Origin of the sequence: Akkermansia sp. KLE1798, from assembly GCF_001580195.1 — a bacterium.
Classification (GTDB): Bacteria; Verrucomicrobiota; Verrucomicrobiia; order Verrucomicrobiales; family Akkermansiaceae; genus Akkermansia; species Akkermansia biwaensis.
Genome location: NZ_KQ971074.1, coordinates 24,790 through 42,189 on the forward strand (window position 1 = coordinate 24,790; position 17,400 = coordinate 42,189).

Below are 17,400 nucleotides of genomic sequence, written 5' to 3' on the forward strand. Positions count from 1 at the left end.
ACCTGCGCTTCAATGATTTCAGGCCGGCTACGGAAAGGGAAGTCATCATTGCCCAAGACGGAACCGAAACCGTTCTAAGCCAAAGAAGCTATACTTATGAAGACAGCCCCGAAGTCAACCGCACGACAGAGACCGAAACAGCTTTGGGCTGCGACCAGGTTCACACAAGCGTCTCAGAGACTTATGGGGAAGCAGCTCAGTACCCCTACGCCCGGGGGAGGCAGAAGATGAGCCAGGGCATCAACGGTGTTCAGACCGTCCATACCTATGAAGCCACAACGGATTATGGCGCTGTTCACAAGGTGACCTCAACTGTGCAGGCAAACGGGAGCATTGTTCCGGGCCAAAGTACCAGAACCGTCCAATACATCGCTGAAAACGGCACCACCACACGGATGGAACAATATGTTCATACAGGAGATGAATGGTCTCTGATTTCTTCCGAAGACTACCAATACGACGCCGAGCTCAAACTTGTCAAAACTACGAAGGCCAATGGCAGAACCAGTACCACAGAATGGATGTGCTGCGGGCCCTTGAGAGAAACCGACGAAGATGGCATCACAACCAGCTACGCATACAACTCGGCCAAACAACTGGTGGAAACCATCCGATCCGCAACCGAAACCACTCCCGAAATCATCACCAGCTACATTTATGATGCCGCAGGAAGGATTATTTCCACACGAAAGGATGTCGGGGCCATGACCACGGTTGAAAGTACCCAGTACGACGATCTGGGAAGAACCATTTCCACCACGGATATCCTCGGACGTGTGACCAGGACCCAATACAGTGACGATCAGCTCACTACAACCGTCACCACTCCTTCAGCAGCTACCTTGATTACCAAAACCTATTATGACGGCTCCATTCTCCTCCAGACGGGAACCGGTCAGCGGGAAATGGAAACCCAGCTTGAGTTGACACAGGAGGGCATCCTAACCACAACCCTGTCCCAGGGAGTGGTTCTGTTACGCTCCCTGGAAAACGGCTTTGGACAAACCATCAGACAGGAACAGCCCAATACGAAGGGAGGGTTCATTGTCACCAGCAACGCTTACAACGACAAGGGGCAGCTTGTGCATACCCGGACAGAAGACATGGCTCCTACAGTAACTGTCTACGACCAACTGGGCAGCACCGCAAGGCAGACTGTTCTTCTGGATCAATTGCATCCGGAGGATGCTACTAAAAACAGGATTGCGGAAAGCTCCTCCTGCTACCAGATACGGGAAGATGGCATTTATCAGGTACAAACCTCTACAACCTACAATACCGAAGGACTGCCTCTCACACAGACTACTGAAACCATGGTCTCTCAACTGGACCCTGTAGTGGAAAGCAAGGCTCTTTCCTTCGACGTGTACGGTCAGCAGAGTGTTCAATGGACGGAATACACCGCTCCCTCCAAGCGTACCCAGTTCAGTCGCATTCCCACTTCGGATATCGTGGCTGAATCCCTTGTAGTGGATGGATTTACCATAAGCCAAACCAATTATGCAGGAATCCACTCTTCACAGGAACGGTCCTATGCCTCCACAGGAATGATGCTGAAGCAAACCGATGCCCGGGGCAATGTCACTACCATCGAAACCGACCTGGCCGAACGCGACATCAGGACAACCGACGCACAAGGCAATATCACTTCCACTGCCTACTCCCCCTGCTGTGACGCCCCTGCCTGCATCACCAACGCCCTGGGAGGCACCATCTGTTATTGCTATGATATCCGCGGCCGGAAAACGGCCGAATACGGGACTGCCATACAGCCCTCCTGCTTTGCTTACGATGAAGCAGGCCGCTTGACATCGTTAACCACCTTCAGGACGGATGAAGGCGATATTACCACCGATCCTTCCAGCCGCACCGACGGAGACACCACCAGGTGGCTCTACGATGCAGCCACGGGATTGGAATTGAGAAAGACCTATGCCGATGAATCCTGCATCTCCAAAACCTACGATAGGCTCAACCGTTTGGAAACACTCACCAAAGCCAGGGGTATTGTTTCCACCTATGCCTATGCTCCCTTCACCGGGGAACTTGTCTCAATCACTCATAATGATAGTACTCCAAAATGGAATTTTGCCTACAACCACCTCGGACAAATGATCTCTGTTTGCGATGCCTCGGGAATCAGGGAACTTTCCTATGACGCCTTTGGGAGAATGATCCAGGAGACTTCCTTTGGAACTGCGGAAAGCTGCATCCAGGAAGAGTATGACGCCTTTGGGCGTCCCTGCGGATACCGCCTGATACTGGGGACCCGCACCGTGCAGCACTCCTCTATTGACTATGACCATAAAGGTGACATGATGGGTATGAATATGGAAGGGCTGGATACTCCTTTTACGTGGGAGTATGATGAAACCAGCGGCTTCCTCAACCAATTGTCCTACCCCAACGGCATGGTTCGCAGGAATACCTATCATCCCAAGCTCCATCTCCTGGCCTCCATCGGCTATGAGGTCCCCGGGAATGGCGGCAGGGTGGCTGGGCATGCCTATCAATATGACGGGCTAATGAGTCCGGTCCAGCGCCGGGACTCCTGGGACGCCGGGGACGCCGCTACACCCTCAAACACCAGGAACTTCACTTACAACGGTAGAAATGAATTGATCGGAGATCATCTTCAGACCGGAGAAAGCTTCTCCTACCAGTACGACAACATCGGCAACCGCAAGACTGCCCGGGAACTGGAAGAGGATATATCCTACGAAGCCAACCGGCTCAACCAGTACACGGACATTACACAACCAGGAGCACAGTTTACTCCCTCTTACGATGCGGACGGCAACCAGACCAGGGTTAAAACTTCCACAGGAATCTGGAATGTATCCTACGATGCCAACGACAGGCCGGTATCCTTCACCAGTGGAGATGGCCGGAGCGTTGTGGCCTGCGGTTATGACTCCCAAGGACGCCGTTTTGAGAAGAAGGTAGTTGTCAACGGGACAGTTGTCAGCCATGCTTATTACCTGTACCGGGGCTACCTGCAGGTGGCGGAACTAAATCTGATGCATCCCCAGCCCCTACTGGAAAAGAGTTACCTGTGGGATCCGACGGAGCCGGCAGCCACGCGCATCCTGATGATGACATGCTGGAAGGAGAACGGGGGGGAAGTAAAAGAGCATCTCTGCTTCATGCACGACTCCCTGAAGAACGTCACTTCCATTTTTGATGGTCAGCAGGCACGAAGGGCCCGCTACGAGTATGCTCCCTTCGGAGGCATGCTTACGGCAGAAGGAGACATGGCCCAGAGCAGCAGGTTCCGTTTTTCCTGTGAGTACACGGACGACGAGCTGGGGTTGGTTTACTACAACTACCGACATCTCAACCCTACCGACGGCAGATGGATCAATCGAGACCCTATTGCCGAAGAAGGGGAATTGAATATGTATTCCATAGTCAACAATAATACTGTAAGTTGGTTTGACATTTTAGGATTAAAATTCAAAGCAAACCAAACGGAAGGAACGTTGGCTGAAGGCAATATGCCGACTGGTTGGTATGGAAAGACATCTCGTCCAGACCCGACGCCGAAAGGAAAAAACGAAATTGCAGAGGAATGCGTGAAAGAAAAAAGAAAAAAAATCTGTAAGGTTTACATCAAAAAATCGAAAGAATTTGATGTTACGGTTGACTCTTATGTAGCCAATGATCAGACCGGAATAGCATATACGGCTAATGGATTGATTGCAATTCGAGCTCATGAGCAAAGACGAGTTGATGTTTATCAAAAAGCCTATACCACCTATCTTAAAGTCTTTGAAAAAGAGATCACTAAAAAATGCTCCAAACCAGGGTTGAACAAGTCTCAAGCAACCATTTACAAACACAAGTTGGAAACATGGTTGAACAGCAAGCAATCCCGTGCTAAAAATGAGTTTTTAGAATGGTCTATGAAACAGCAAAAGAAAATTACAGGGGAAGAAAGCACATACTTGAACGTAGAAGGAGGAAGATGGCAGAAATCAGGAAAATTATTTAACTCCATTGGAACTCCTCACCAAGTTGAAGATCCCCCCTCTATAGATATGAATTGTCCGCAATAATAATCCTCATGATAACCCGTATTCTTTCATTTTTTTTGTTGTCTACTCTCAGCGCTTTCTGTTCGGAAGTAAACATTGAGGTTGACGCCCGGTTTGAGTCCGTAAAAGATCAACGCTATCCTGATGTATTTTTCATCATAGATATAGTTAATGAAAGTGAAAAAGACATCACGATAAGGAAATTGAATGACCAGATAATTGACTGTGGAATTGAATTGTGGGAATTCGAAAGAGGAGTGAAGCTTTGGCCAAAGGCAGACGCCGAACGTAGAAGGGAGCAGGCATTCATCCTGTGGGACGAAGAAAAAATAAAGGCAGGAAAGAAAAAAAGACTCGTTTTCAAATTGAGAGAGCTTATGGCGGGTGAGCCGAAAAATGATGATCTTGCCTACTCTATAAAAGAGACTGTTGCGTTTTTAAAATCGGGAACAGGGCGGGTAGTGCTCAAGTACAACACTGCTGACGAGCATGAAGAAACTGCGGAAGGGGTCTTCGATTTGGAAAAACTGAGAAAAGAACAGAAACCGGAGGTCATATCACCGGACAAAAAACCGGTAAAGCAGGAATCCATTGAGCAATAGTTCACCTATTTTATGCATGAGAATCAGCCTTCCTCTTCGGTTAGAGTAACGGTAGTGGCGTCATATATCCTGCTCGCCAAAAGCCAGCTACACTACCAACGAACTTAACTTTACTGTGGCTACCTGCAAACAGCATCCTTCCTCGTGAAAGTATCATAAAAGCAACAACTCCCCAATTGCTTATCCTATGGCAGCGGCATAGTCCGCAGGAATACCTCCTATCCTTCGCCCAACTTCCTCGCCTTTTTCGTTCATGAAAAATTCAGAAATGGGGACTCCTGATTTAACAGGGCCTCACATTCCTCGTGGAATCGAAACCAATTGACGTTTTCATCAAGGAAAATTATAACAAAATATCCTATCTGACTATAATAACATGGCTAAAACTATTATCTATCTGGCCTTGTTTGCATTTATGGCAATCAACTCACGCAGTGAAAATCCATCCAATTTCAATGAAGACACCATAAAGTTGGCAAGAGTTGCTCAAGTTGAAAATAAAAAACCTCATGTCCAAATTACTCATGAAGATGGAACAACGTGGAAACTCTGGTATATTGCCGTAGGAACAAGATCTGAAGGCATGCATGGACGCCTTGATGATTCCCATGGCCTCGAGATTCAAGGTACGAAAATTGGTGAAACAAAATCGGTCCACGGAGTAGTTTACGAATGGAAAGGAAAACAAGGAAACGCGAAACATTTGTTTGATCACACCGGCTGGATTCCTAAACGTCTTGAGCCTTATGCATCCTCCAGAAATTTCTTTCAACCGGACTACATCTCTGGTTTAAAACACGAACGCTGATTATAAACACTATAAACTCATGATAGGAAAAATGAGTATTCCAAGAGATGAACCCCAAGGCCACTGATGTTTTTATCTCTGAAATCAGCTTATTCTCGGCCTCCTTAAATCAACTCACGCGTTTGACTAAATACTCGTGAAAATTCCCATGCAAATATCTGATAATGTAACGTATTTTTATATCATCATTTCAAGGAAGTTACATTGCCAAGAACTGGAGCACCAGTTTTGATATAGCTTACCTAAATGTAAATATTGGAAGATCAAAAGGCATAGGTAATTACTTGAGAAACTCAATAGCTGATGAAACTTATCCGGTACAAAAAGGTAATACCTGTTCTTGCCAATGCCTTCCTGGGTCCTATATCACTTACATATTATCTCAATTACGGTTCATCAAGAAACAGTCTTAACGAATCCCTTCTACTATATTCCTTATTGTGGTGGATATATTTCACTGTCTGTATATTCATCCATCCTTTCAAATTGCATGATGTGGAAGTACTTGTTTACTGGACATCATTTTGGATGATTACCATATTGTTTTCATTTCTCATCAATAAAATGACCAGGGTTTCTTGCGCAAGAAAATATATTCCCGAAGGAATGAAACAAGAAATTAAAATGGCAAGTAATAATTTCTTCACTTTCTGGCTCCCTGTTGGCTGTCTCGTTTATTTCGGCTATGCCCTTGCCAGAGACTTTGATTCCATTTTAATTTATTATATATTCTTATGGTGGGCGATATGGCTTATTATCTGGTTTTTAAAGCAAGCTTTTATATCTCCTTGGAACAAATATATAAATAATTTTCTCTCAATATTATACGAAAAAAGAGAAAAATCCATTATTAACCATGCTGCATTTCTATTAATATATGGTTGTGCTTATGGCATTTCTCTTATTATAGCCTGCATGAAATTTTTCTCATTATTCTTTATAACAGGATTTTATATACGCAATGGGGATTATTTAAATTTATTCTAATAAAGATAGAATAAAAAATAAATTTATCAGAAAGATTCTGAACATTCATTGCCATGGGTGTTTTCCGGCAATCGCGAGCAGGCTGCTATTTGCTCTACATGTATTTATTTAAAAGATGGAAACAGTAACCAAACCGCCTTTATTCTCCATGATTCCATATTCACAAAAGTATCATCATCTCTGATAAATCCAGGTTGATCTCTTGGTGGAGTTTGCCTTGTACTTTAGAATAGGAGAGATGCTTTGAAGGAGATTTATCACGTTCAGGATAGTATATCTCCCCTCAAAAGGAGAAATGCGAGTACTTTATCATTATTATATCATAAAAAATAAAATTATATTTCTTATCGGAATCATCTTTGTACTATTCTCTATAGGGATGTTTTGGAGTCAATTTGTTATTGTCAAAAAATCGTATAACGCTAAAAACAATTGGTTACAAAATACCTGCCATGTGAATTCATGCAAAATAGAAACTAACTATGAATCGTCTGGAAGAGGAAGCGAGGCATAAACTTATTCCCTTAACATCAATTATGAATATGATGTAAATAACGTAAAGTATTATGGCACGCGATATTCATTTTGGAAAAAAACAGTTTATCATGATCAACTTATGAGAATTTTTCACGAACTGAAATCTTCTCAAACAGTAAAATGTTATGTAGATCCAAATAACCCTCAAAATTCTGTGATTGACCTTCGTATAAGTTGGTTTTGGATAATAATGCCTGTTATTACTTGTATTTCATTTCTTCTGATCGGAGGATTACTCATTTTTATATCTCTACCTTTCAAATCGAAAAATTAGTTATATTCAAGTGAAATTATCAAATATTTATCAACAAAACTTCTCCAAGTTTTTTATTGGAAGATTTGTACTAAGTAAATTCTTTATGGAAAGCACCTTATGGAAAAGCGTATCCTTTTTCCTTGATCTGTCGCCCTTACCTATTAAAGAGGAAACGCGTTTATGATGGTTCATGCCATCTGATTACCCCGCGTAAAAATGAAAACCCTCTCATTCTGCGGAATGAGAGGGTTTTTCCGGTACAAGGCTGTTCAAAAAACGGAACAGGGCTTCACAGTATCCCGGAGGGACGGCTGTGAAAGGGCATTATGCCTGATCCCCTGTCTTTTCCTTTGCGTCAAGGGCCTCAAAACGCGCCAACACCCAGCAGAGGTCGGACAGGCGGTTCAGGAACAGGGCGGTGTTTATATTGCTCAGGGCATTGTCCAGCCTCAATGCCACCACCCGGCGTTCCGCGCGTCGGCAGACGGAACGGGCCAAATCCAGATAGGCGGAGCCCAGAGATCCTTCCTTGCCGGGACGCGCCCAGCCTTTGAAACGGATGTCACATTCCTTTTCCAGTATGTGGGCCTGTTCCTCCAGCCATGCTACGTCCTCCGCCGTGACGCGGGCATAGCCCTTGGCATCGTACTTCGGCAAATCCTCCTCCAGCGTGGCAAGTTCCCCCATGGCGCCCACCAGGCGGCCCTGAACACCGTCCAGCACAACCACCGTGCGCGGATTCACGCCGGAATGCCGCACGACGCCTATCAGGGAATTCAATTCATCCACGGTTCCGTATGCTTCTATGCGCGGCGCCGTTTTGGGGCTGCGCCTGCCGAACATCAGATCCGTTTCGCCATCGTCTCCACGCTTGGTTATTACGCTCATACCCCGTACCCTATCATGCCATCCCCAGCCTGCACGCAAAAAAGAAGGCATGATTCCCGCAGGAAAGCACTCACACGGCACTTCAAAAATAACAGGTTCCCTTCCTGTTTCCCCCTCTTGACTTTCCCGATGCGGAGCCGTTAAACTGAAACCATTGGTCCCCTTTCCGCCATGATTCAACTTCCCTCCTGCGTTCTTTTATTTCTCTTTATTCTGCCATTCCTTGAATGCATTCGCGACAAGCCTTGTTCCTTACCCCGCGGGGTGGTCATGAACGCCTCCGAGCTGCCTGGACCCATCCCGTTCTGGAAAACTCTCCCTGCGGACTCCGGCAGATGCCTGACCATTAATCCGAATCATCCGGAACTCCCCTGGGCGCATGGTGCCAGAAGCATTGAAGAAGCGTATGGCTTTTGCCTCTGCATGGACATTCGCCTGCGCCGGGGAAACGCCTCCGCATCTGCTTTTCCGAACTACTTTGAACAAGACCTTCCTGTCGTCGTCAGCCCGAAACCCATGCCGAAAATGGAAAATTTAGACGATCTGATCATGGAATCCTCTGCCTCTGGCAACGCCGTCCCTGCCAAAAATGCCAGTCGAAAAGCATTTTCCTATCCCTTCACGGAATCCATTCGGTCGCGCGATCCGGCCAGGGGAATCTATCAGCTCACCTGGTGGCGCATTCAAAAGGAGACGGATGCGGCAACCCGGGAAAATGACCTCATGGCTTTTACCGCTGCGGCGAATGCCGATATCCGGCAGCGCCGGGCATTCATGTTCCATATTGACGATGATGTTCCCTGCGGGGAAGTATTCCGCTACCTGCATGCCATCAAAGAACCATCCACCCTGGTTGGAACAGGCTTCAATCAACCCGGAACCTTTTCAGGCAAAGAACCGTGATTCCTCCCTTTTCCCATCTCACTCCCCAACATGACACGTCCTTCATTTGAAACTTTTGGAGATGGCTGTACAACCCCTGCATGAACCGGACGAGAGATGAATTGGCGGCGGCAGCCATTCCACCGGTCAAAGTCCCTCTCTGGACCCGGGACTATATGCTGGCCTGTTGCGCCAACCTGATGATGGGGCTGGCCTTTTTCGAGCTGGTTCCCGTTCTTCCGCTGTACCTGACGGGCCAGCTTCAGGTCTCCTCCGGCTGGCTGGGCTGGATCATGTCCATTTACGTGCTGGCGGCCATCCTGTCCCGTCCCTGGTTCGCACACCGGGTGGATTCCGGAGACCGCAAAAAGATTTACGTTACGGTTTACATCCTGCTGGCCCTGTCCTTTTCCGGATACGCCGTTGCCGCCACAGCCCTGATGTTTTTTGCGACGCGCTTTATCCAGGGGCTGATCTGGGGCGGCATGACAACGTCCGGCCCGACGATGGCGGTGGATATCATTCCGCCGTCCCGCCGCGGTGAAGGTCTGGGCTTTTTCGGGATGACGATGACGCTGGGCATGTGCCTGGGCCCCGTGATCGGCCTCCAGGTGTACCAGCAGTACGGCTTTTACGTGATCACGTGGAGCTCTCTGGTTCTGTGCCTGGCCGGAGCGGGTATTGCCTCCCTCATCCGCGCTCCACGGCGCCCCGTTCAGGAACCCGTGCAGGAAACGCCCAAAAAGGTGCTGGACCGGCTCGTGCTGCGCGTGGGCATTCCTCTGGCGGTCAACGTCATGATCGCTTCCTTTTCCTATGGCGTGGTGGCCGTTTATTCCGCCCTGTACGGCAAAATGTACGGCTTCAAGTACGCGGGCCTGTTTTATGCCTTGATGGGGATCGGCATGCTGGTCTCGCGGTTCATGGTGGGCAGACAGATCGACCGCGGCCGCGTGGCGGAGCTTTCCGTCATTTCCCTGGGCATTCTGACGGCCAGTTTCGCCGCTCTGGCCCTCTTCCCGCTGGAATGGGTGTATTACACGGCCGCCATCCTGATCGGCTTCGGGTTCGGCATCTTCATTCCCACCTTCCAGACCATGAAGCTGAACATGGCGGACCGCGGCCACCGGGGAGCCGTCAATTCCACCTTCTTCACCGCGTTCGACATCGGCGTGGGAACGGGCATGTTCTGCGGAGGCAAAATTTACGCGTACCTGAACCTGAACTGGGCCTTCGGCATAGGCGCCTTGCTGAACTTGCTGGCCATTGTCTATTTCTACCGCATATCACTGGACCATTACCGGAAAAACAAGCTGGGCGTGGATTCCGACTGAAGCGCCCGGCCCCCTCGGTCAAACCTTTCCCGGAACGGCAAAGGCCTCGATCACTTTTCCGGCGGAAGGCCGGACACGCAGCAGCCGCGGATTCCAGGCCAGGGAAATGCTGCGGGCCAGTCTGTCCAGAGCGGGATGGGTGACCTTGAAAAAACCCTTTCCCAATTCCTCCTCCGCCATACAAGGTAGGATTGCCATGAAGGCGCCGCTTTTCAACATGCGCGCCGCAAAAGGGAACGACTGAGTTTCACACTGCACCCGCAGGTCTATTCCATACTCCATGCAACTCCGTTTCAAAGAGGCATAAAATCCGGAACCGCCGGCCAATGTAGCCAGAGGCAGCATTCCCATCAAACGGGGAAAATCCGCGGACGTCCCGCCTGTCCCCTTCCCTGCCAGAGCCGCAGGAACATACAGTGCATAGTCCATGGACCGGATCACCCGGCTTTCCAGCCCTTCCACCGCCAGCGCGCTGGTACGGACAATGCCGAAGTCCACATCCATATTCTGGAGCTTGAGGGGCACGTCGCTATTGCGCAGGTTTTGCAGGGCAAACAGCCAGGGCAATCCGCGCTTCTGCATCTCCGCCAGGACGGGCGCCGCAATCCAGGCGTGAAGACTGTCCCCGGCCCCGATCGTGAAACGGTACGGCATGTTCCGGCTGCGGCTCTTAAAATCGTCCAGCAGGCACAGGCTCTCATGGGCGCGCCTTACCAATTCCCACCCGGAGCGGGTGAGCACCAGCACCTTCCCGCGGCGGCGCGTCAATTCCACGCCGAAGAACTCCTCCAGCTCCTTGATCTGCCGGGAATACAGGCTCTGCCGTGCACTGTCGCCGCGGGCGGCCGCGGCAATGCTGCCCGCCCGGGCAACTTCAATCAGGGTCTTCAACCGGTCCAGGGATAATCCGCGTTCGGAAAAAAGATGCTCAAACATGACTATATAGTCATACTACATGCATCTTCCTATAATGCAAGAGTCAGAAAATACGTTATGGTCACGAAGTCACAGGGCGCCGCCTGCATTTCATGCACCCCATCGCGGCCGCCTTTCAACCATAGGAATGAGACATATGATCACCATCAACGGAAAATACACGGAAGCCCGGGTGTTCACGGATGAACTGGAAGACCTGGCACGCACCCAGATCAAGGACGTTTGCCACCACCCCGCCTTTGAAGGAAGCCGGGTGCGCATCATGCCGGACGTCCACGCCGGAGCCGGCTGCGTGATCGGATTCACCGCGGAGCTGAAAACGGACAAGGTGATTCCCAACCTGATTGGCGTGGACATCGGCTGCGGCGTACTCACGGCGCGTCTGGCCGCCCTGCCGGATTTTGCCGAGTTTGACGCCCGTCTGCGCGAACGCGTACCGTCCGGCATGCACGCCCGTTCCTCTGTCCACCAGGCCCTGCTGGACGATCCTGAACTGGATGAAGAGATCGCCCGCATCTGCGTGGACGTTCTGAGGACGGACAAGGACAGGCACCGCCGTTCCATAGGTTCCCTGGGCGGCGGCAACCACTTCATTGAAATAGCACAGGGAGACAAGGAGACCTACCTGTGCATCCACTCCGGTTCCCGCAACTTCGGACTGAAAATAGCGGAACACTACCAGAAGCTGGCCACCGCCACATGCCCGAACGAATACCTGGTCCAGCGCAAGAAAGGGCTTTGCTACCTGGAGGGGGAAAACACGCTGAACTACATGCGGGACATGAAAGTGGCCCAGCGCTTTGCCGCACTGAACCGCCGCGTGATGCTGCACGAACTGATGGACAATGCAGAAGAACTGGAAAGCTTCGACACCGTCCACAACTACATCGCGGAAGACAACATCATCCGCAAGGGCGCCGTCCAGGCCTCCGCGGGCTGCAAGCTCATCGTGCCCCTGAACATGCGGGACGGCTCCGTCATCTGCATTGGCAAGGGGAATGAGGAATACAACAACTCGTCCCCGCACGGGGCAGGCCGTAAAATGTCCAGGAAGAAAGCCAAAAGCAGCATTTCCCTGGAAGAGTTCGAGGCCTCCATGCAGGGCATCTTCTCCACCTGCGTCTCCCGCGCCACGCTGGATGAAGCGCCCATGGCCTACAAGGACGGAGACAGCGTGCTGGACAACATCCATGAAACGGCGGAAATCGTGGAACGCATCCGCCCCGTGTACAACTTCAAGTCGCCGGAATGGTAGACGCCCCAATACCCGCACCTCCCGGAAATTCACTTTTCCGGGAGGTTTTTTATACGGCATCATCATACATGCCGTCTCCGGCGTCCTGTTTTCCTTGCTGCCGCAAACTTCCCACAACTCCCTGATGGACGCCCGCGGCATATTATGCCATACTGGGTTCCTTTCATGAACAGGGAACATGGCAGCAAACTCTTGAAAACCAGGTTCGGCAAATGGGCAGCCTTTCTGGCCGTTCCCTTGTTTCTTCTGGGCACAGGAATTTTTTCCTTTTTATGGAACGTTCCTCTGGACAAACTGGCTGTCCTGCGAACCGGGATGCCTCCGTCTGTTCTGTTCAGGAGCGAATCACTTCCCGAAAAAGCGGCCATCCCGATGCCTCCCGAACTGCTCCCGGGCATCCGTCCGCTCCTTGAGCATTATGCGGCCGCCGTCGACAATGCCGGACATATCGACTTCCATACCTATGCTTCCCCAGAGGTGCAGATATGCATGGAAGGGCTGTCCATAGGCATGAATTCCGATTTGGTGGTATTCAACTTTGAAACCCGGTACGGCTTCAGCATGCAGACAAGCAGAAAGCCGAATGCCTATGACCGCACCGTATATCAATGGCTGAAAAGCATTGCACAGACAGAGGAGGATCAACCGTGAAACCGGGCAGGATGACGCCTTCATCGAACGGAACAGGTACGGCATTGTCTAACCTTTCATCTTCCCGGCAGGGTTCAGACGGCACAAGTACCCGGCTTCTCAAACCACACCCCTGAATCGGAAGAGTACTCCACACAACATTTATGAGACGTATATACGAAGGACCATGGACTCTGGCCGGGCTGGCATGCGCCATCCTGGCCGCACTGGCCATGTTCTCCCTGCTGTCCTGCGGGGAGAGGGGCCGCGCAGAAGACAATACCGAACACCACAGGGAAAACAAAAACATGAAAACGATTTATCTGGCAGGAGGCTGTTTCTGGGGAGTGGAAAAATATCTTTCCCTCATTCCCGGCGTCAAGGAAACGGAAGCCGGTTATGCCAACGGCTCCACGGCCAACCCCACGTATGAGGAAGTATGCAACAAGGGAACGGGCCACGCGGAAACGGTGAAAGTAGTGTATGATCCGGATGAAGTCAGTCTGCCCTTTCTGCTGGAACAATACTATGCCGTCATTGATCCCGTCTCCGTCAACCGGCAGGGAAACGACTCAGGCGTACAGTACCGCACGGGCATTTACTACACGGATGAAAAGGACAAGGCCGTCATAGAAATGTCCCTGAAACGCCTCCAGCAGCACTTCAAGCAGCCCCTGGCCATTGAAGTCCAGCCCCTCAGACAATTTTCCAGGGCTGAGGAATACCATCAGGACTATCTGAACAAAAACCCCGGCGGCTACTGCCACATTCCGGCCTCCCGCTTCCGGGAAGCCAGCCAGGCCAGGGAAGCCAAACCCGTCTATCAAAAGAAATCGGATGAAGAACTGCGGAAATCCCTGACGCCGGAACAATTTGCCGTCACCCGGAAAAACGCAACGGAGCAACCCTTCCGGAACGAATATTTCAAAAATGACCGTCCCGGCATCTATGTGGACGTCACGACGGGAGAACCCTTGTTCCTCTCCACGGATAAATTTGACTCCGGCTGCGGATGGCCCAGCTTCAGCCGTCCCATCAAGGGAGACTTGATTCAGGAAAAGCAGGACCTCTCCCACGGCATGAGCCGCACGGAAGTCCGCAGCAAAACCGGGGACGCCCATCTGGGCCACGTCTTCCCGGACGGACCCAAGGAACGCGGCGGCCTGCGCTACTGCATCAACAGCGCTTCATTGAAATTCATTCCGGAACAGGACATGGAAGCCCAGGGTTACGGAAGTTACCTTCCCCTCCTGCAAAAGAACTCCGGGAAAGATCAATAGGAAGGCGGAATAAAAAACCGCTGCATGCAGCACCATGTTTCCGTCAGGATCATGGACAAGGAGCCTATGGCTGCATGCCAGTCGGCACGTTTTTCGTCCGCCGTGTTGACCACTCCGATCAACAGCACGGACTGCCTCGCCCAAGGAACAGCTTCCACAAGCCGTATTTTCTTCAAAGGACAGTCAAACCGGGCGGAATTGTTACGGGGTGAAAGCGGATATTGTACTTTCACCTCCATGAATCTCAACAATTGTTCTCATGCCCCACAGACATCAGGGGCGCCCATGACGTGAACCCATTCATGCCGCTGCCGGTCGAATTTGGAAACCATTCAACCGACAGTAAGGCATGGGGAGGGTTTGGGTGTTGGGAGCAATGCGACTTGCGGTACAAAACCGATCATCTTCATACGTTCCTATTCTGATAGCGACAGCCGATTCGATTTTGTGTAAAAAAAATCGTTTTTTATCTTTTTTCCAGGTCTCCATATATCATCTCTTATATTAATGTAATAAACATATTATATAAATAACCAACAAATATCTTCCTGCCCTCCAAGGCTCCGGGCTGAACAAATAACGCCTTTTCAAAAGAACATTTCCGCGAACGCAGAAAGCTTCCCAAACGGAACACGTGCCCTTCTTACAAGAATCCCTGCGCTTATTCCATCTTTCTCATATCCCATTCATGCGTGCAGGCTCTCCGGACAGGGATCCGGCTGGCACAATTTGAAAGGCTCTTCCCGGCCTTCTTCCGGAAAACAAGAAATTCTGGGGTGAAATGGAGTGTGAGATTACAGAAAAACCAGCGCCTCCGGCAAACCATTCAAGTCGTCTCGCATGGTCCAACCGGAGAGCCATTTCTTCCTCCCCACCGACAAAAAGCAGATGCCGGCTACCATCTGAAACCATTCCTTCCCGTTACGGCACAATCCTCACAGGCGTCCCGACCTTGACGGTCTTGAAAAGCGGCACGCAGGAGGACCGCGTCATGCGGATGCAGCCGTGGGACTGTGGCGTTCGGAAGACGGGTCCCACATGCATTCCAATTCCGCCATCCGTCAGGCGCATGAAATAAGGCATGGAAGCATCATACAAATTGGAAACGTGATGAACTTTTTTCTCCGTAATGTTAAAATGGCCCAGAGGCGTCTTGTGTGTAGAAGTCCCCAGGCAAACGGGAAAGTCCATGGCAACTTCATCACCCACCATCAGCTGCCCCCTCTGGGCGCTCCGGCTGATCACCACCCGCGTATTGCCGGATTTGGCCTTCTTCATGATATCCGGGTTCATCCATTCATCATGTACTTCCGTATAATCCACGCCGGCTACCACAACCCGCGTATTGGGATTGTAGGATGCCATGGGCATCGTCAACGGCACTACCCTCAAATTCTCCTCCGGCGGTCCCGAACAGGAAACCATCGCCAGCATTCCCGCCAGGGCGCTTCCCATGATTATCGAGCTTTTCTTTGCATTCATAATATTCAACTCACTTTTATGAGTTGGACACATCACAGACTTATTTTCAATGTTTCATGACGCATTCTGCCACAATTCGCACAGGCGTTCCAAGGCGAATTCTATTAAATAGAGAAGCACAGGACTCCCGCGTCATGCGGATGCAGCCGTGAGACTGAGGCGTCCGGAAAACGGGTCCCGCATGCAGGCCGATTCCGTCCCGGGTGAGTCTCATGAAACACGGCATCGCCAAACCGTACAGGTCCGAATAATGATCCTTGTCCTTCTCCAGAACGGTAAACGTTCCCACGGGTGTAGGATGATCCCGGTCCCCCGTGCAAACGGGAAAATCCATCACTACGTGTTCATTTGCGTATAGTCGGCCCCGCTGGCTTCCCAGATAAATCACCACGTGGAGAGCCCTGGCATCCACTGCCTTCAACAAATGGCGGTCGGACCATTGTTCCATGCTTTCCGGATACCCTTTGCGGGCCACAAATTCCTCATGGGTTTCCCGATGCTTCGCCTCCGGAGCAGCGTGAACCGTGCCGGGAACAAGCAGCAGAATCAGGAATAACAAATAAGGCAGAAGTTTCATGGGAAGCCGCTTCTGGCACTATCCCATTCCTCCGCAGAGAGGGCAAGTTCATTTTTCCGGCGCGCAAGCCGCCTTTATTCGCTGCTTGCCGTATCGGGCCCCGGAACGCCGGCCTGCATTGCCTCCCTGTTTCAAACGCCGCTACAGGCACGGGAGATTGCGCACAACCGTAAACACCACAAGCACCCCCGCTCCTGCCAGCAATGTCCGGTTAAACACGCGCCTGTTCCGGATGAAAAAAAGGGCGCCCAGCCACACCAGGGTCGGTACCAGCAGGATATTGTACTTCAAGGAATCCGCCCAGTGCCCGTGCAAAAGGGCATGGAGAGCCCGGGTGGAACCGCAGCCATAACAAAGCCACCCCGTGGTTTTGTAAAAAGGACACTCCGGGAGCCAGCTGGAGCGGGAGGGGTCTCCCGTATAGACGAGCACGCCGCACGCCAGAACGAGGAGAGCCCCATAAAAGGCAAACAGTTTCATGCATGGAGAAAGCCTGCGGAATGTCCTTATTCCGCAAGCCTTGAATTCATCTGCACTTCCTGCCGCCTTACCAGCGGCCACGGAGCATGAAGGCTCCCACCATCATGAGCACGCTGATGATGATGGCAATAACACTCATGGTCCTTCCACTGGTGTTCTTCGGGTATTTGCTCATGCCGATAATACCGAGGACAAGGCCCACGAGACTGCACAAGACAGAAAAGACAAGGGCGCAAATAGCAAGGGTGTTATTCGGCCTGACCGGCTGAGACATATGTTCCATATCCATTTCTTGAAAATATTGGTTAAGTACGGTTACGACATTAATCTTTTCCCCCATGTTCAACGCAATAACGTCTTGGCATGACAACAGTTTGTCAGCCCCCCTTCCCAGACGGCCGCCTTCCTCCGACGGAAATCAGGCACGTT

At 50.7% G+C, this 17,400-nt stretch carries 16 protein-coding genes; 9 read left to right on the forward strand and 7 right to left on the reverse strand.

Features of this window, described 5'->3' with window-relative positions; all coding sequences use genetic code 11:
- Window positions 1-227: 227 nt before the first annotated feature.
- From HMPREF3039_RS02630 to HMPREF3039_RS02640, 4 genes are all read left to right on the forward strand, one after another.
- Window positions 228-4,058, forward strand: a complete 3,831-nt coding sequence (locus tag HMPREF3039_RS02630; RefSeq protein WP_156473591.1) for an RHS repeat domain-containing protein — start codon at window positions 228-230, stop codon at window positions 4,056-4,058.
- 8 nt (window positions 4,059-4,066) lie between these two features.
- Window positions 4,067-4,639 (forward strand): hypothetical protein, encoded by a 573-nt coding sequence (locus tag HMPREF3039_RS02635; protein ID WP_067570745.1) that lies wholly within the window; start codon window positions 4,067-4,069, stop codon window positions 4,637-4,639.
- A 376-nt stretch (window positions 4,640-5,015) separates the two neighbouring features.
- On the forward strand, window positions 5,016-5,447 hold the full coding sequence (locus tag HMPREF3039_RS13535) for a hypothetical protein (protein WP_067982899.1): 432 nt from the start codon (window positions 5,016-5,018) through the stop codon (window positions 5,445-5,447).
- Window positions 5,448-5,975: 528 nt separating this feature from the next.
- Window positions 5,976-6,434: a hypothetical protein gene (locus tag HMPREF3039_RS02640; protein ID WP_067951891.1), complete on the forward strand. Its 459-nt coding sequence runs from the start codon at window positions 5,976-5,978 to the stop codon at window positions 6,432-6,434.
- 1,117 nt (window positions 6,435-7,551) lie between these two features.
- Here HMPREF3039_RS02640 and HMPREF3039_RS02645 read toward each other — a convergent pair.
- Complete coding sequence (locus HMPREF3039_RS02645) at window positions 7,552-8,115, reverse strand: cob(I)yrinic acid a,c-diamide adenosyltransferase (protein ID WP_067569263.1); 564 nt, start codon at window positions 8,113-8,115, stop codon at window positions 7,552-7,554.
- 423 nt (window positions 8,116-8,538) lie between these two features.
- Here HMPREF3039_RS02645 and HMPREF3039_RS02650 point away from each other — a divergent pair, with 423 nt between their 5' ends.
- The gene (locus HMPREF3039_RS02650) at window positions 8,539-9,018 is read left to right on the forward strand and encodes a hypothetical protein (protein ID WP_156506012.1); all 480 of its coding nucleotides are present in this window, start codon (window positions 8,539-8,541) and stop codon (window positions 9,016-9,018) included.
- An 80-nt stretch (window positions 9,019-9,098) separates the two neighbouring features.
- Complete coding sequence (locus HMPREF3039_RS02655; RefSeq protein ID WP_067982892.1) at window positions 9,099-10,331, forward strand: MFS transporter; 1,233 nt, start codon at window positions 9,099-9,101, stop codon at window positions 10,329-10,331.
- 18 nt (window positions 10,332-10,349) lie between these two features.
- Here HMPREF3039_RS02655 and HMPREF3039_RS02660 read toward each other — a convergent pair whose 3' ends face one another.
- Window positions 10,350-11,267, reverse strand: coding sequence for a LysR family transcriptional regulator (locus HMPREF3039_RS02660; protein WP_067569253.1), 918 nt, complete (start codon window positions 11,265-11,267; stop codon window positions 10,350-10,352).
- A 136-nt stretch (window positions 11,268-11,403) separates the two neighbouring features.
- Between HMPREF3039_RS02660 and HMPREF3039_RS02665 the strand changes: the two genes are divergently transcribed.
- The 3 genes from HMPREF3039_RS02665 to msrB all read left to right on the forward strand — a co-directional run bounded on the left by HMPREF3039_RS02665 (window position 11,404) and on the right by msrB (window position 14,432).
- Entirely contained in the window at window positions 11,404-12,522 is a 1,119-nt protein-coding gene (locus HMPREF3039_RS02665; protein WP_067569250.1) for an RtcB family protein, read from the forward strand.
- Window positions 12,523-12,687: 165 nt separating this feature from the next.
- The gene (locus HMPREF3039_RS02670) at window positions 12,688-13,173 is read left to right on the forward strand and encodes a hypothetical protein (protein ID WP_067569248.1); all 486 of its coding nucleotides are present in this window, start codon (window positions 12,688-12,690) and stop codon (window positions 13,171-13,173) included.
- A 212-nt stretch (window positions 13,174-13,385) separates the two neighbouring features.
- Entirely contained in the window at window positions 13,386-14,432 is a 1,047-nt protein-coding gene (gene msrB, locus HMPREF3039_RS02675) for a peptide-methionine (R)-S-oxide reductase MsrB (RefSeq protein ID WP_067569288.1), read from the forward strand.
- Here msrB and HMPREF3039_RS14280 read toward each other — a convergent pair.
- From HMPREF3039_RS14280 to HMPREF3039_RS14285, 5 genes are all read right to left on the reverse strand, one after another.
- The gene (locus HMPREF3039_RS14280) at window positions 14,426-14,590 is read right to left on the reverse strand and encodes a hypothetical protein (RefSeq protein WP_156469870.1); all 165 of its coding nucleotides are present in this window, start codon (window positions 14,588-14,590) and stop codon (window positions 14,426-14,428) included. The two genes, msrB and HMPREF3039_RS14280, sit on opposite strands and share 7 nt — an antisense overlap.
- A gap of 763 nt (window positions 14,591-15,353) precedes the next feature.
- Entirely contained in the window at window positions 15,354-15,914 is a 561-nt protein-coding gene (locus HMPREF3039_RS02685) for a L,D-transpeptidase (RefSeq protein ID WP_197457205.1), read from the reverse strand.
- A gap of 46 nt (window positions 15,915-15,960) precedes the next feature.
- Window positions 15,961-16,491, reverse strand: coding sequence for a L,D-transpeptidase family protein (locus HMPREF3039_RS02690; protein WP_067569241.1), 531 nt, complete (start codon window positions 16,489-16,491; stop codon window positions 15,961-15,963).
- A 141-nt stretch (window positions 16,492-16,632) separates the two neighbouring features.
- Entirely contained in the window at window positions 16,633-16,971 is a 339-nt protein-coding gene (locus HMPREF3039_RS02695) for a DUF2752 domain-containing protein (protein WP_067569238.1), read from the reverse strand.
- A 67-nt stretch (window positions 16,972-17,038) separates the two neighbouring features.
- A complete protein-coding gene (locus HMPREF3039_RS14285) occupies window positions 17,039-17,311 on the reverse strand; it encodes a DUF4190 domain-containing protein (RefSeq protein WP_067569235.1) in 273 nt (90 codons plus the stop codon).
- Window positions 17,312-17,400 lie beyond the last annotated feature (89 nt).

Bases quoted from the DNA above. Each gene is read 5' to 3' on its own strand.
- HMPREF3039_RS02630 (WP_156473591.1), top strand. From the start codon at position 228: ATGAGCCAGGGCATCAACGGTGTTCAGACCGTCCATACCTATGAAGCC.
- HMPREF3039_RS02635 (WP_067570745.1), top strand. From the start codon at position 4,067: ATGATAACCCGTATTCTTTCATTTTTTTTGTTGTCTACTCTCAGCGCT.
- HMPREF3039_RS13535 (WP_067982899.1), top strand. From the start codon at position 5,016: ATGGCTAAAACTATTATCTATCTGGCCTTGTTTGCATTTATGGCAATC.
- HMPREF3039_RS02640 (WP_067951891.1), top strand. From the start codon at position 5,976: ATGATTACCATATTGTTTTCATTTCTCATCAATAAAATGACCAGGGTT.
- HMPREF3039_RS02645 (WP_067569263.1), bottom strand. From the start codon at position 8,115: ATGAGCGTAATAACCAAGCGTGGAGACGATGGCGAAACGGATCTGATG.
- HMPREF3039_RS02650 (WP_156506012.1), top strand. From the start codon at position 8,539: ATGGACATTCGCCTGCGCCGGGGAAACGCCTCCGCATCTGCTTTTCCG.
- HMPREF3039_RS02655 (WP_067982892.1), top strand. From the start codon at position 9,099: ATGAACCGGACGAGAGATGAATTGGCGGCGGCAGCCATTCCACCGGTC.
- HMPREF3039_RS02660 (WP_067569253.1), bottom strand. From the start codon at position 11,267: ATGTTTGAGCATCTTTTTTCCGAACGCGGATTATCCCTGGACCGGTTG.
- HMPREF3039_RS02665 (WP_067569250.1), top strand. From the start codon at position 11,404: ATGATCACCATCAACGGAAAATACACGGAAGCCCGGGTGTTCACGGAT.
- HMPREF3039_RS02670 (WP_067569248.1), top strand. From the start codon at position 12,688: ATGAACAGGGAACATGGCAGCAAACTCTTGAAAACCAGGTTCGGCAAA.
- msrB (WP_067569288.1), top strand. From the start codon at position 13,386: ATGTTCTCCCTGCTGTCCTGCGGGGAGAGGGGCCGCGCAGAAGACAAT.
- HMPREF3039_RS02685 (WP_197457205.1), bottom strand. From the start codon at position 15,914: ATGAATGCAAAGAAAAGCTCGATAATCATGGGAAGCGCCCTGGCGGGA.
- HMPREF3039_RS02690 (WP_067569241.1), bottom strand. From the start codon at position 16,491: ATGAAACTTCTGCCTTATTTGTTATTCCTGATTCTGCTGCTTGTTCCC.
- HMPREF3039_RS02695 (WP_067569238.1), bottom strand. From the start codon at position 16,971: ATGAAACTGTTTGCCTTTTATGGGGCTCTCCTCGTTCTGGCGTGCGGC.
- HMPREF3039_RS14285 (WP_067569235.1), bottom strand. From the start codon at position 17,311: ATGGGGGAAAAGATTAATGTCGTAACCGTACTTAACCAATATTTTCAA.